The 14,449-nt window shown below is 63.8% G+C and carries 12 protein-coding genes; 6 read left to right on the top strand and 6 right to left on the bottom strand.

Annotation, left to right across the window (positions count from 1 at the left end; genetic code table 11):
• Positions 1-95: 95 nt before the first annotated feature.
• The 6 genes from GL284_RS05375 to GL284_RS05350 all read right to left on the bottom strand — a co-directional run bounded on the left by GL284_RS05375 (position 96) and on the right by GL284_RS05350 (position 6,953).
• The gene (locus GL284_RS05375) at positions 96-1,454 is read right to left on the bottom strand and encodes a tyrosine-type recombinase/integrase (RefSeq protein ID WP_080620466.1); all 1,359 of its coding nucleotides are present in this window, start codon (positions 1,452-1,454) and stop codon (positions 96-98) included.
• Positions 1,447-1,593, bottom strand: coding sequence for a hypothetical protein (locus GL284_RS05370; RefSeq protein WP_155043630.1), 147 nt, complete (start codon positions 1,591-1,593; stop codon positions 1,447-1,449). The genes GL284_RS05375 and GL284_RS05370 overlap by 8 nt, the downstream gene beginning before the upstream one ends.
• A 416-nt stretch (positions 1,594-2,009) precedes the next feature.
• The gene (locus tag GL284_RS05365) at positions 2,010-2,321 is read right to left on the bottom strand and encodes a DUF6506 family protein (protein ID WP_155043629.1); all 312 of its coding nucleotides are present in this window, start codon (positions 2,319-2,321) and stop codon (positions 2,010-2,012) included.
• Between the two features lie 111 nt (positions 2,322-2,432).
• Positions 2,433-3,227, bottom strand: a complete 795-nt coding sequence (locus GL284_RS05360) for an IclR family transcriptional regulator (RefSeq protein WP_196216713.1) — start codon at positions 3,225-3,227, stop codon at positions 2,433-2,435.
• Positions 3,228-3,297: 70 nt separating this feature from the next.
• Positions 3,298-4,896: a hydantoinase B/oxoprolinase family protein gene (locus tag GL284_RS05355; protein WP_155043781.1), complete on the bottom strand. Its 1,599-nt coding sequence runs from the start codon at positions 4,894-4,896 to the stop codon at positions 3,298-3,300.
• 2 nt (positions 4,897-4,898) lie between these two features.
• Positions 4,899-6,953 carry a hydantoinase/oxoprolinase family protein gene (locus GL284_RS05350; RefSeq protein ID WP_155043627.1) on the bottom strand — a complete coding sequence of 685 codons (2,055 nt, stop codon included), beginning with the start codon at positions 6,951-6,953 and terminating at the stop codon, positions 4,899-4,901.
• A 400-nt stretch (positions 6,954-7,353) separates the two neighbouring features.
• Here GL284_RS05350 and GL284_RS05345 point away from each other — a divergent pair, with 400 nt between their 5' ends.
• From GL284_RS05345 to GL284_RS05320, 6 genes are all read left to right on the top strand, one after another.
• A complete protein-coding gene (locus GL284_RS05345) occupies positions 7,354-8,883 on the top strand; it encodes an ABC transporter substrate-binding protein (protein ID WP_155043626.1) in 1,530 nt (509 codons plus the stop codon).
• A 52-nt stretch (positions 8,884-8,935) separates the two neighbouring features.
• The gene (locus GL284_RS05340) at positions 8,936-9,883 is read left to right on the top strand and encodes an ABC transporter permease (protein ID WP_155043625.1); all 948 of its coding nucleotides are present in this window, start codon (positions 8,936-8,938) and stop codon (positions 9,881-9,883) included.
• The gene (locus tag GL284_RS05335) at positions 9,880-10,692 is read left to right on the top strand and encodes an ABC transporter permease (protein WP_155043624.1); all 813 of its coding nucleotides are present in this window, start codon (positions 9,880-9,882) and stop codon (positions 10,690-10,692) included. The genes GL284_RS05340 and GL284_RS05335 overlap by 4 nt, the downstream gene beginning before the upstream one ends.
• On the top strand, positions 10,689-12,530 hold the full coding sequence (locus GL284_RS05330; RefSeq protein WP_155043623.1) for an ABC transporter ATP-binding protein: 1,842 nt from the start codon (positions 10,689-10,691) through the stop codon (positions 12,528-12,530). The genes GL284_RS05335 and GL284_RS05330 overlap by 4 nt, the downstream gene beginning before the upstream one ends.
• 34 nt (positions 12,531-12,564) lie before the next feature.
• On the top strand, positions 12,565-13,890 hold the full coding sequence (locus GL284_RS05325; protein WP_155043622.1) for an NAD(P)/FAD-dependent oxidoreductase: 1,326 nt from the start codon (positions 12,565-12,567) through the stop codon (positions 13,888-13,890).
• A gap of 161 nt (positions 13,891-14,051) precedes the next feature.
• Positions 14,052-14,423, top strand: a complete 372-nt coding sequence (locus GL284_RS05320) for a YgiW/YdeI family stress tolerance OB fold protein (RefSeq protein ID WP_155043621.1) — start codon at positions 14,052-14,054, stop codon at positions 14,421-14,423.
• The last annotated feature ends 26 nt before the right edge of the window (positions 14,424-14,449 follow it).

Below are 14,449 nucleotides of genomic sequence, written 5' to 3'. Positions count from 1 at the left end.
CTCCAACCAATAAATCTTCCGATGTGTCGGAATATATATTGGAGGCGCCCCAATTTCAAGGCTGACCCACGATCCGCCAGCCGTTTCCGCCATCCTCAAGCCGCCAGAGGCTGCGCCACGTCGGCGGTTCTGTCGTCGTTGCCTGCTGCCTTCTGAAGGAAGCGCGCGAGCGACGTCTTCCGGGAGTCCCGATCCAGCGCGTAGGCGGTCTGCTTGAACTCGATGCCATCGAGCAGGCCCTGAATGTAGCCAGCAATCGTGTCGGCCGCCATGATGAGGGCCGTGTCGACGGTGTGGATGTAATTGCTCGTGACAGACCCCTTGGCGTGACCGACGAGAGCGGCGATGGTGATCTCCGTGAACCCGAGATCATTCGCTATGCTCGCGAAGCTATGGCGAAGAACGTGGGGAGTGACATCGGCAAGCGGGGAGTCCGTGAAGATCTTCTTCCAGTGATTGGGGAAGCTGCCGAACGCTCTGTCCTCATCACGGCCGGGAAACACATAAGTGCCGATACGCGACTTGGCGCGCTCTTCCAGATACTCCACGACAGGCAGCCCGATGGGCCGAATGGAATAGCCTTCCTTGCTGTCTTCAAGGCGCAGGCAACTGGCTTGGGCGTCAACTTCGCTCCAGCTTAGCCCGATCATTTCCGATCGGCGGCAACCCGTCATGGTGATCTGGCGGATGATCTCGACGGTCATGGCATAATTCTCGTTCTGCGCTGCTTTGCGCAGCAAGACACCAAGTAGGCGATACTCCGCCTCGGACAGCCGACGCTTGCGGACGTTATCCTTCGGTTTCTTGATGCCATGCGCCGGGTTCCGCTCGATGATCCCAGCATCGACGGCATAGGTAAGAATACCGCCGAGAAGGCTGACGGTTCGAGCGGCAGTCCCAGGACCGCCGCGGACAATGGCCCTGCCTCTAAGCTTATCGGTCTTGACCGAAATCCGAGTTTTACCCGCCATGACGTCTTTGAGGAGCTTGTTGACGTCGGATTTGGTCAAGTCACGCACCCGCCGACTGCCCAAGAGCGGGATGATGTGCCGGTTGATCCGCCCGGTATCGGTCACAATCGTGCTGTGCTTCTTTGGACGGCCGCCTTTCCCCATGATGAGACCGGCGTTCATGTCATTCAGATAAAGAGTGCAGAGTTCCTTGACCGACATGGACTTGCGATCGAGCTGCTTTTCCTCGGCCGGGTCTTCGCCGCGCGCGATCCTGCCAAGTTGGACCTTGGCCTCCTGGCGGGCCAGTTCTGGCGTCCAGATACCATGCAGGCCGATGGTGTAGCGCCGCGACCGTCCTCCCTGGCGATACTGGATCACATAGCTGCGCTTGCCTGATGTGAAGACACGAAGCCCGAAACCGGGTAGCTCATCGTCCCAGATCACGTAATCACTGCGACGGCTTTCCGCCGCATCGACGACGCGTTTTGTAAGTTTAGCCATGGACTTCCTCCGTCACATGCCCGAAAACCCGCGTAAGCACCACGTAAGCAGCAGGGCGAAAACCGTGGCGAACAGAAGGATAGGCTTGTCGGCGAAGGAAATCAAATTCCTTTTTATTTACAGTAACATAGCGCATCATGGCGTGCCCCTTTCGGTAATCGACGGAGCTAGTCGTAATCCCTCCGAAGGCAGAGGCCAGGGGTTCGAATCCCTTCGGGTGCGCCATTAAATCAATGATTTATCCACTTGCCGACATGGGCGTGCGTGTTGCGCGTAACAGGTTCGGCGGCTTCCGGTTCAGCCTGCGCATAAGATAGCGCACAAGTTGGGCTGTGATTGGACATCCATTGTCCGCCTGCGCTGGTCTGGGAAATAAGGGCCATATCTGCGTTTTTGCACCGGATTGCCGCGCTTATGCGCGTGTGCCGAATTGCCGCGTGACCGGCCTGCGCCGGCCTGCCTTACACGCTTGCCCAACGCCCTGACGCGTCCGCAGGGCTTTACCCCTTCAGACAGCCAGATCGTGGATCCGGCGCGGGCGGGGAAAAGCACGTTTCAGGCGGATGCCTCGAACTTGGCCTTGTAGGCGGCTGCCTGCGTGATCGACTCGATCCCGAAGGCCACGGCGCCGACCGCCGCGCGGCCTTGGACAGCTTTGGAGACCACAGCGCCCGCATCAAGGCCGAAGCCGCCGCAAAGCTCGACCAACTCCGCGCCGTCCTCGACAAGCTGGGATGCGACGGCAGCGGCGGCGTCGACCGTCGGCACAAAGGCGATCGTCAGCCGTTCTTGCGCTGTTTCCCTGACGATCCGGTCGCTGTTTGGATCGGCATCGTCCCACAGGATGATCGTGGCCCAGACGTTCATGTCGCTGCCCTTTCGCTTGGAAAGGCCCCAGCTTATCGCCGGTTCATGACAGTCGCATGGTCATGCGGACCGGACTTCGCGCCTTTGGCCAGCAGCCTTCCGATCCGCGTATCACTTCGCGGCAGTATCGGCATGGCGTGTGGTGACATTCGCGTGGTGTCCGGCCATGGCGATGGCATCGCGCATGACATGGACCGCGTTCTGCTCGGCCGCGGCATCCAGCACGTTCAGCGGCGCAAGCAGCGATATCGAGGTCTCGATCCCGCGCAGATGGTCGCTGAGGATCGGCACGGCCAGCGTCAGGCTTTCGATGCCCGCGCTGCGCCGGATGCCGCGCAGAAATCCGTGGCGCTGGAACTCGGCGATCTCGGATTCGATCTGCGGGCGGGTCAGGTTCCAATCGGCCAGCCGGTCCTCAAGCAGATCCAGACTGCGGCTGCGGCTGCGCGGGTCCATCATGCCAAGAATGCAGACCCCGGACACGCCGACCCCCATGGGGATGCGCCCGCCGATGCCCGAGACATAGGGCTGTGCCGCGATCTGGCCCATCTGATGGTCCAGACAGATCGTGTCCAGTCCGGACCGCACCATCAGATAGGTCGAAAACTGCGTCCTGCCGGTGATCTCGATCAGGGCAGGGCGATAGGTGGCGACGATTTCATTCGCGCCGGTGCTGCGATGGGCCAGCGCATAGGCGGCCGGGCCCAGCATGTAATTGCCGCGATTGCCGCTTTGCATGACCAGCCCGAAATCGGCCAGGGCGACCAGAGTGCGATGGACCGAGGATTTCGCCTCGCCCAGGGTTTCGGCAAGACTTGCCAGCGCCATCCCCCGGCGGTCGGCCTGTCCAAGCTGGATCAGGATTTCTGCCGCCCGACCGGCATTCGAGGAAGATTGTCTGGCCAAATGATCGCTCCTGTCAGACGTGCCCACCTTCCGGTGTGGCCGGAACGGCGGGCAAGTCAAGCTTTGCGGATTAATTGAAGCGTTTTTCCCGCAGATCGCGGTCGCGGGTCGCCGCATCGCGCATCTTTGGTGCGCCATAGCCGCCCGCCCCCGGCGTGACGATCTCCAGCACATCGCCCGCGACCAGATCGACGGCATCGCGTTCAAAGCCGCTGCGTTCGCCGTTCAGCGTGAAATAGCCGCTGGCGCCCGGCTGACCGCCATCCAGCCCCCAAGGCTGCGAACTCAGCCGCGCGCCCATGACCTGAACCCGGCAGGGCTTCTCCGCGCGATAGACCCGGCGCAGCCCCATGCCGCCGACGAACTGCCCGTCACCGCCCGAGCCGTCCACCAGCTCATACCGGCGCAGCGTGATCGGATATTCGTTCTCCAGCGCCTCGACCGGCAGGTTCGAGGTGTTGGTCATATGCACATGCACGCCGTCCAGCCCGTCCTTGTTGTGGCGCGCGCCGAAGCCGCCGCCGATGGTTTCAAGATAGACCCAAAGCCCGCCATCCTCGCGCCGACCGTTGAAATGCGCGACCGCGACCGAACCGTTCGAGGCCGCAGTGACCCGATGCGGCACGACCTGCGCCAGCGCCCCGTGGATCAGATCGACCACCCGCTGACAGGCGGTGATGCGGCCATCGACCGCCGCGGGATGGGCGCAGCGCAGCAGCGTGCCTTCCTTGGCGGTGACGGTGATCGGGCGGGCCAGCCCGGCATTGGGCAGCACGGTCGGATCGACCACGGTTTTCACCGCGTAATAGACTGTGGCCAGCAACGCGGTATAGACGACATTCAGACCGGCGCGCACCTGCGGCGGGCTGACGAAATCCAGTGCGATCTGATCCCCTTTCACGTCGATGGTGACCGACAGGTCCAGCGGCGTCTCCAGCGCCTCGCTGTCGAACACGTCCGAGAATGTGTAACGCCCGTCCGGGATGGCGCTGATGCCCGCGCGCATCTTGCGTTCGGCATAGTCCATCAGCTCCGATCCCGCCGCCAGCACGGTTTCCAGCCCGTATTTCGCGCAAAGTTCGGTCATGCGGATGCTGCCCAGCCGGTTGGCCGCCAGCTGCGCCCTGAGATCCGAGATGCGTTCGGCAGGCACCTGACAGTTCAGCAGGAACAGCCGCTGGATGTCGTCCTGCAACTGGCCTTCGCGATACAGGCGGACCGGCGGGATGCGCAGGCCTTCCTGATAGATATGGGCATGGCCCCGGTCGGCGAAATCGGAATGGTGGGCGGTGTTGATCGCCCATGCGACCAGCTTGCCTTCGACGAAGATCGGCTCGGCCAGCACGATGTCGGGCAGGTGGGTGCCGCCCCCCTCATAGGCGTCGTTGCCCATGAAGACATCGCCCGGACGGATCGCATCCTCGCCGAAATGGCGCAGGATCCACGGGATGAATCCGATGAAGCTGCCCAGATGCATCGGGATGTGTTCGGCCTGACACAGCATCCGTCCCGAGGCATCGAACAGCGCCGTCGAACAGTCGCGGCGTTCCTTGATATTCGTGGAATACGAGGCGCGGACCAGTGCCTCGCCCATTTCCTCGACGGATGAGGCGAAGGCCGAGCCGATGACCTCGACGGTGATCGGGTTCAGCTTGACGCGGGGGATCATGTTCACTGTGCGGCCTCCAGAATGAGGTTCAGATAGGGATCGACGGTTGCGGTCATGCCGGGCGGGACGACGGTGGTGCTGTCCATCTGGTCGATGATCGCGGGGCCGGGGATGACATTGCCGCTGTGCAGTCTGGCCCGGTCGAACAGCGTGGTTTCGACGAAATCGCGGGCTTCCAGCATCCAGACCGGGCGGCTGCCGGTGATGGCGGCGCTGGCATCGGCACCCTGCGGCGGCTGCGGGGCGAATTCGGCCTTTTGCACCAGACCGCTGGCGGCGGCACGGAACGTGACCAGCTGCATCGGCTCGCCCTCGGCCACAAAGCCGTAAAGCTGGCGATGCGCGGCCAGAAAGCCGTCGCGGATCGCATCGAAACTGGCGGCATTGATCGGACCTTCGGGCAGGGCCACGCCTATTTCATAGTTCTGCCCGGCATAGCGCACATCGACGCTGAGGTTCAGCACCCGCGCCGGACCGGCAATGGCTTCGGCATCGAACCACGCGTCGGCACGGGCGGCCAGATCGGCGAAGATCTCGCCGACCCGGTCGGGCGTGGCCTCATCCAGCCGTATCAGGCTGGTTGCGGAAAAATCGCTGCGCAGGTCCGTCATCAGCAGGCCAAGCGCGCACAGCACCCCCGGCGTGCGCGGGATCAGCACGCGCGTCATGCCCAGCTCGCGCGCCAGCCGCGTTGCCTGCACCGGACCGGCGCCGCCAAAGGCCACCAGCGTATAGTCGCGCGGATCATGGCCGCGCTGGACCGAGATCACCCGGATCGCCTTGGCCATATTGGCCACCACGATGTCGATGATGCCATTCGCGGTTTCCAGCATCTCCATCCCCAGCCGGTCGGCCAGCGTCTGGATCGCGGCCACCGACAGGCTGCGGTCGATCTTCATGCGGCCGTTCAGCAGGTATTCCGGGTTCTGGGTCTGCAAGACGACATTGGCGTCGGTGACGGTGGGTTCACCATTGCCAAGGCCATAGCAGGCCGGGCCGGGATTGGCCCCGGCGCTGCGCGGCCCGACCTTCAGCAGCCCGCCATTGTCGACATAGGCGATCGAGCCGCCGCCAGCACCCACGGTGTGAATGTCCAGCATCGGCACTTTCAGCGGATAGCCATGCACGACGGCCTCGTTGACGACGCGGCATTCGCCATCCGACAGCAGCGCCACATCCGAACTGGTGCCGCCCATGTCGAAGGTGATCAGGTTCGGGATGCCGGTCATGCGACCAATGGCCTGCGCCGCGACCACCCCGGTCGAGGGGCCCGACAGCACCGTGCGCACCGGCATTTCGGCCGCCGTGTCAAAGGCGATGACGCCGCCATTCGATTGCGTCAGTTGCGGCGCGACCTTCAGGCCCAGATCGTTCAGCTTCTGTTTCAGCGCCCGGACATAGCCTTTCATGACCGGCCCCAGATAGGCATTGACCACCGTGGTGGACAGCCGTTCGTATTCGCGGAACTCGGGCGCGATATCCGAGGAGATGGCGGTGAAGGCGTCCGGGAATTCCTCGGCGATGATGGCGGCGGCGCGGCGTTCATGCGCATCGTTCAGGAAGCTGTACAGAAACGACACCGCCAGCGATTGCACGCCCTGCGCCTTCAATTCTTGCACCGCATTGCGGAAGGCGTCTTCGTCCAGCGCGTCCTCGACCGAGCCATCGGCGCGCAGGCGTTCCACCACGCCCAGCCGCAGGTCGCGGCTGACCAGCGTGTCCGGTTTGTCGGCCTGCGGATCATACAGATCGGGACGCTTCTGCCGGCCGATTTCCAGCAGATCGCGAAAACCGTCCGTGGTGATCAGCCCGGTCTTGACGCCGCGGCCCTGGATCAGCGCATTCGTGGCGACGGTGGTGCCATGGCCCAGAAAGCTGATCGTTTCGGCTTCGGCGCCGACCTGCTCCAATCCTTCGCACACGCCTTGGGTGATGCCACGCGACGGATCGTCCGGGGTCGAGGAGACCTTCCAGATCGTCACCTCGCCCGAGGTGTCGTCAAACAGGCAGACATCGGTGAATGTTCCGCCCGAATCCACGCCGATACGCCAAGTCATGTGATTTTCCTGCATGTCTGCGGGGGTTTGCCGAATGCGGGCTTTGGTAAAGCCGCCCGGCGGACCCTGTTGAACCTGCGTTCATAACGGGCGAGACATGGTTCATCCGTCAATCATATTCTTACATTCGGGATAAATTATTATATAAATTCCTATAAACGGAATTAATTATGCCACGAAGGCAGCGGCATGCATAGACGTTGGGCAAATCTGCCGATTTTATTCCTTAATGTGGAATATAAAATAAATGCACATCTAATAAATGGAATAGTCTTGACCTGCGAAAAACTGACTCGCTAACTTTCAGTCAATGCAGACAGCGGTCGCAAAGAACCGCCAGCAGGCCAAAGGCTTCACAAAACGCCCTGCAGCGCGCGGGCGACAGCAGGGAAAGCACGTCATGCAACTGAACAGACGGAACTTGTTGAAGATCGCCACGGTATCGGGCGCCGTCATGGCCTTGGGTGGCAGGTTTGCGCAGGCGCAAGAGGCGCAGGCGCTGCGCATCGGGCTTTCGACCTATCCCGCGCATCTGCGGCCTTGGGTCAATGTCGGCTATTCCGGGCATCTGGTCAGTTCGCTGATCAACCGCAACCTGATCAATTGCGACGAAAACGGCCAGCTTGTCGGCGAACTGGCCGAAAGCTGGGAAAACGATACGCCCACGACATGGCGCTTTACGCTGCGCGCGGCCTCGTTTCACGATGGCAGCCCGGTCACGGCGCAGGATGTGGAGTGGACCTTGCAGCAGATCCAGGCGGATGGCTCGGGCACCTATATGTATGACGCGCTGCGCCCGATCACCGGCGTCGAGATCATCGACGACCGCAGCTTCCGCCTGACGACCGATGGCCCGCTGGCGACCGTGCCCGCGCTGATGACCTATCCGTTCCTGTCGATCCTGAAGGCCGGGTCGACCGATGCCGAGGATCAGGGCATCGGCGCCGGTCCCTATCGCATCGCCTATGCCGAAAAGGGCGTGGCGATCGAGCTTGAGCCGAATGAACACTATTTCAAGCCCGGCCTGCCTGCGCTGTCGGGCGTGACCGTCACCCCCTATGTCGATGAAAGCGCGCGGGTCGCGGCCCTGACGGCGGGCGATGTCGATCTGATCGACTACGTGCCGTGGTCGGCCATGCAGGCCATCGACGGCGACAGCGCGCTGGCGCTGCACAAGGTCGATGCCGGGGCGTTCATGTATCTCAGCTTCAACGGCACCGGCGTCTTTGCCGATCCCCGTGTCCGGCAGGCGGTGGCCTTCGGCCTGCGGCGCGATGAATTCGTGCAGTCGATCTTTTTCGGCTTCGGCGCCGAGATGAAGGGCCTGCCGCGCGTGTCCGGGACACCCTATCACCATGACGATCAGGCGAATTTCTGGGGCTATGACCCGGAACGCGCCAAGGCGCTTCTGAAAGAGGCGGGGCATGAAGGCGGGTTGCAGGTCAATCTGCTGTCGACCTCGCAATATACGATGCATCGCGACACCGCCGTTCTGGTGCAGGCGCAGCTGGCCGAGATCGGCATCACGGTGAACCTGACCATGCCCGACTGGGCCACGCGGGTTAATCTGGGCAATCAGGGCGCGGGCGATTTCGCGGTGCAGGGCATCGGGCTGGACAATCTGGATCCGGATGCGGTGGCCACGCTGGTCGATCCATCGCAGGCGCCCACCTATCTGCGCAGCCGCAATTTTAAGGTCGAGGGCCTCAGCGATCTGCTGGCCAAGGGCCGGGCCGAGATGGATCAGGCCCAGCGGGTCGAAACCTATCGGCAGGTCGATCAGACGGTGCTGGAGGCCACCAGCTTCTGCGGCATCTGCTACCGTGCGACCGGATTTGCGACGAATGCCAAGGTGCAGGATCTGAAGATGCTGCCCAATCAGGTGTCGCCCTTCTCCTCGGTGCTGTTCGATCAGCTGAAACTGGCGTGACGAACCTGCCGGGGCGGGCGCTCTGCCAAGCCACAACACGAAAGGCGGCATGATGGGATGGTTTGTCCGACGCGTGGCGCAAAGCTTGATCATGCTTTGGGTCGTGGTCTCGCTTGTGTTTCTGTCGATTCACCTTGTGCCCGGCGATCCGGCCGAGCTGCTGTTGTCGCAGGATGGCGGCTCGCCCGATCCGCTGATGGTCAACATGCTTCGCGAGCAGCTTGGCCTGAACCGCCCGCTGGCTGAACAATATGTCCTGAACCTGAAAGGCATCCTGAACGGCGATCTGGGCAGTTCGATGGTCGATGGCAGTTCGGTCAGCGCCGAGGTGATGCGCCGCCTGCCGCGCACGCTGGAACTGATCGCGGCGGCGGGTCTGCTGAGCCTGCTGATCGGCATTCCGGCGGGCGTCCTGTCGGCGCTGCGGCCCAAGGGGCGCTTTTCGCGCGGCGCGGCGCTGGTTGCGGGGACCGCGCAATCGGTGCCGGTCTTTGTGTTGGGCACATTGCTGGTGATCCTGTTTGCGCAGGTGCTGGGCTGGCTGCCCGCGGGCGGCTTCGCGCCCTTTTCGCGCGATCCGGGCCGGCATCTGACGCTGCTGATCCTGCCTGCCGCGACCATTGCCATCGGGCTTTCGGCCATTGTCTTTCGCATCACCCGCGCTTCGATGATGGATGTGCTGCCGTTGGACTTCATCCGCACCGCGCGGGCCAAGGGCGTGCCGCATCGCCGCGTCGTCATACGCCATGCCCTGCGCAATGCGCTGATGCCGGTCATCACCGTCTTTGCGCTGCAACTGGGCGGTTTGCTGGCCGGGACCGTGCTGGTCGAGACCGTCTTTAACTGGCCCGGCCTGTCGGCCATGCTGGTCGCCGGGGTGAACGCGCGCGATTACCCGGTGGTGACCGGCGTGATCGTGGTGGTGTCGGCCTTCTATATCGGGCTGAACCTGCTGGTCGACATCATCTATGGCATCACCGACCCAAGGGTGCGCAAATGAAACAGGCGTTTTCCAGCCCCTCGGGCGTGCTGCTGCTGGCGATCCTGCTGGTGTCGTTTCTGGGCCCATTGCTGCCCTTGGCCGATCCGCTGGCGATGGATGTGGCCGCGCGCTTTGCGCCGCCGTCATCCGCGCATCTGCTGGGGCAGGACGAATATGGCCGCGATCTGCTGGCGCGGCTGATCCATGCGCTGCGCTCGGCCATCCTGATTTCCTGCGGGGCGGCGCTGATCGCGGCGGCCATCGGCGTGTCCATCGGCGTCGTCGCGGGCTATGTGCGCGGCCTGTCCGAGACCATGGCCATGCGCATCATGGATGTGATCCTGTGCTTTCCGCCGCTGCTGCTGGCGATGCTGGCCGCGACGCTTTACGGCGCAGGGCCCACGACGCTGGTGCCGGTTCTGGCGCTGGTCTTTGTGCCCAGCTTCACCCGCGTGGCCCATGCCAGCGTGATGACGGTGCGGGGGCAGGATTACGTCAATGCGACGAAACTGATGGGCGCACCGGCGCATCGCATCATCTTTCGCACCATCCTGCCAAACATCGCCGGTCCGCTGTTCGTGCAGTTCAGTTTCGTGGTGGTGATGTCGGTCATTCTGGAATCGGGCCTGTCGTTTCTGGGGCTGGGCGTGCTGCCGCCGCAGCCCTCGCTGGGCACGATGATCGGCAGCGCGCGGTCGACCTTTGCGCAAGAGCCGTGGTTGCTGCTGGCGCCCTGCCTGACGCTGATCCTGCTGGTGCTGGTGCTGAACGCGTTTTGCGACCATCTGCGGCAGCTATTCGATCCAAGACGGGGGGCGGGCGCATGACCGTGACGCAGGACCATACGACCGCCCGGCAACCGCTGTTGCGGGTCAGGGATCTGACCGTGGGCTTTCGCCGCGACGGGCAATGGGGCGATGTCGTCCGCAAGGTCGGCTTTGGCGTCGATCCGGGCGAGACGCTGGCCGTGGTTGGCGAATCCGGTTCGGGCAAAAGCGTGACCTCGATGGCGCTGATGCAATTGCTGCCGCGCGACGGCACGCGGGTGTCCGGGCAGGTGCTGTTTCGCGGCACCGACCTTCTGACGCTGGACGAACGGCAGATGCAGCGGATCCGCGGCAACCGCATCTCGATGATCTTTCAAGAGCCGATGACCTCGCTGAACCCGGTCATGACCATTGGCGCGCAGATCGCGGAATCCATCCTGATGCATCGCCGCGTCAGCCCTGCGCAGGCCCGGGCCGAGGCGTTGGCGATGATGGACCGGGTGCGCATCCCGTCCGCCAAAAGCCGCTATGACGATTTCCCGCACCAGTTTTCCGGCGGCATGCGCCAGCGCGTGATGATCGCGGCGGCGCTGGCCTGCCAGCCCGAGCTGCTGATCGCCGATGAGCCGACGACGGCGCTGGACGTGACCATTCAGGCGCAGGTGCTGGACCTGATCAAGGAATTGCAGGCCGAAAGCGGCATGGGCGTGATCTTCATCACCCATGACATGGGCGTGGTGGCCGAGGTCTCGGACCGGACGCTGGTGATGTATCACGGCGATGCGGTCGAAACCGGGACCACGCCGCAGATCTTTGACCATCCCGCGCAGACCTATACCCGCGCGCTGCTGTCGGCGGTGCCGCGTCTGGGGTCGATGGCGGGGCAGGCGGGGCCGGTGCCCTATCCGGTCTTTGACATGGCCAGCGGCCAGCTTGGTGTGCCCGAGGCCCGGCCCGACACGCTGCGCGCCGATGCCCCCAGCCTGCTGGAGGTCAGCGATCTGTCCAAGCGTTTCGTCGTGGAAAGCAAGCTTCTGAAACGCACGGTCGCGCGTGTCCACGCGGTCGAGGGCGTCAGCTTCACCCTGCGGCGCGGCGAAACCCTGTCCATCGTCGGGGAATCGGGCTGCGGTAAATCAACGACCGGCAAGCTGGTGACCGGGCTGCACCCGCGCGACAGCGGGCGGGTGATGCTGGACGGGCGCGAGCTGTCGACGATCCCGGTGGCCCAGCGGGCGCATGACATCCAGATGATCTTTCAGGATCCCTATGCCAGCCTGAACCCGCGCCTGCGCGTGGGGGATGCCATCACCGAACCCCTGCGCATCCATGGCAGCGCCACGGCGGCCCAGCAGCGCGAGATCGCGGCCCAGCTTCTGCTGCGCGTCGGTCTGAAACCCGAAATGGCATCGCGCTATCCGCATGAATTCTCGGGCGGGCAGCGCCAGCGGATCTGCGTGGCCCGCGCCCTTGTCATGAAGCCCAAGGTCATCGTCGCCGATGAGGCGGTCTCGGCGCTTGACGTGACGATGAAGACGCAGGTCGTCAATCTGATGATGGACCTGCAGCAGGAAATGGGTCTGGGCTTCGTGTTCATCAGTCATGACATGGCCGTGGTGGAACGCATCAGCCACCGGATCGCGGTGATGTATCTGGGCGAGATCGTCGAGATCGGCCCCCGCGCCGCGATTTTTGAAGACCCGCGCCATCCCTATACCCGGCGCTTGCTGTCTGCGGTTCCGGTCCCCGATCCGGCCCGGCGTCACCAGCGCGCGGCCATTGCCGCGTCCGAGCTGCGCAGCCCGGTGCGCGCGCCCGATTACCGCCATCCGGTCCGGCAATATACGCAGATCTCTGACGACCATTTCGTTCTTGAAACCGGCGCGGACTGGCAATGATCCCCGCCCCCTTCGATAGGCCCAGCAGCCAGCCATGACCACGCTTTCCATTCCCGTCACGCCATTCCGCGGCGATGCCGATCTGCCCGCGCAGGCCGATGTCGTGGTCATCGGCGGCGGCATCGTCGGCGTCACCACGGCGCTGGAACTGGCCGAGCGTGGCATCTCGGTCGTGCTGTGCGAAAAGGGCGTGATCGCGGGCGAACAGTCCAGCCGCAACTGGGGCTGGACGCGGCAGATGGGCCGCGACGAACGGGAATTGCCGCTGTGCATGCACTCGGTCGAGATGTGGTCGCAGATGAATGCCCGCATCGGCCGCGAGACCGGCTGGCGGCGCACGGGCATCTGCTATCTGTCCTATAATCAGCGCGATCTGCGGGGCTGGCAGGCATGGGAACAGATCGGCCGCCGTCACGGTCTGGATGCGCGGATGCTGTCCGCTGCCGAAATCGCCGACAAGCTGCCCGGCCAGAATGGCGGCATGCTGGGGGTGCTGCACACGGCCTCGGACGGGCGGGCCGAGCCATGGATCGCCGTTCCCGCCATGGCCGAGGCGGCGCGCGACAAGGGCGCGGCCATCGTGACAGGCTGTGCGGTGCGCGCGGTCGAGACCTCGGCCGGGCGCATCAGCGGCGTGGTGACCGAACGTGGCGCGGTCCGCTGTCAGACGGTGGTGGTGGCGGGCGGTATCTGGTCGCGGCTGTTTCTGTGCAATATGGGGCTGGATTTTCCGCAGTTGAAGCTGATCGGTCCGGTAGCCTGTGTCGATGGCGTCGAGGGCCTGACCGACATGCCGGTCGGCGCGGGCGATTTCGCCTATCGCAAGCGTCTGGACGGGGGCTTTACCGTGGCGGTGCGCAACAAGAACCTTGCGCCGCTGACGCCGGATCATTTCCGCCTGTTGACCGAATTCCTGCCGACCTTCCTGACCTCGTGGCGCGAACTCAGCCTGCGGGTGAATGGCAGCTTCGTTCAGGATCTGCTGCGCCGCCGGTCCTGGCAGCCCGATCAGACGACCCCGTTCGAGGCGGTCCGGGTGATGGATCCCGCGCCCTATCCCGGCTTTGCCCGGCAAGCGCTGCGCAACCTGACCCGCGCCTTTCCGGGCTTTGCCAAGGCAAAACTCAGGCGGGAATGGGCGGGCGTCATGGATGCCACGCCCGATGCGATCCCGGTCATCAGCCCGGTGCATACGGTGCCGGGGCTGCATGTCGCCTCGGGTTTTTCGGGTCACGGCTTCGGCATCGGTCCGGGCGCGGGGCAGTTGATGGCCGACCTGATCACCGGCGATCCGACCCGCGTCGACCCCAAGGTCTTCGACATCAGCCGTTTGCGTCCGGCTTACGGAGCGCAGCACTGACGGCGGGCGGGTCAGCGACAACTGCGTTCTTTGCCAAAAATCCCCGGTTGTCCGCAATCTGACGGATCCTGCCAGCGGGTTGTCAGGTTGGGTCTGATAATCATGTCACCCGAAGCGCGCCATTTCAGCGCGCCCCTCGTGACAAAAAACAGGAGACCGCGATGAAAACCACCGTTCTGACCGCCGCGCTTGTTGCAGGCTTTGCCACCATGGCGCAGGCGCAATACAGCGGGCCGTCCGATGTGGCCACGCCCGAGAACGGCAAATACACCACCATGACCGTGCAGCAGATCCTGGCCGAGCCCAAGGACGACACGGATGTGCAGCTGGAAGGCCGCCTGATCCGCAAGCTGAAGAACGAGACCTATATGTTCAGCGATGGCACCGGCGAAATTCAGGTCGAGATCGACGACGATGATTTCCCGATGGGCGATGTGAACGAAAACACCACCATTCGTCTTCAGGGCGAGGTTGACGTGCACAGAAGCCGTCCGGTCGATATCGACGTGGACCGCGCCAGCGTCGTGCAGTAAGCGCGGGCGTCATGGCCCCGGCCGCC

Source organism: Paracoccus shanxieyensis, assembly GCF_009711265.1.
Taxonomy (GTDB): Bacteria; Pseudomonadota; Alphaproteobacteria; order Rhodobacterales; family Rhodobacteraceae; genus Paracoccus; species Paracoccus shanxieyensis.
The sequence above is the reverse complement of the archived record's forward strand: the minus strand, read 5'-3'. Positions and strand labels throughout refer to the sequence as shown.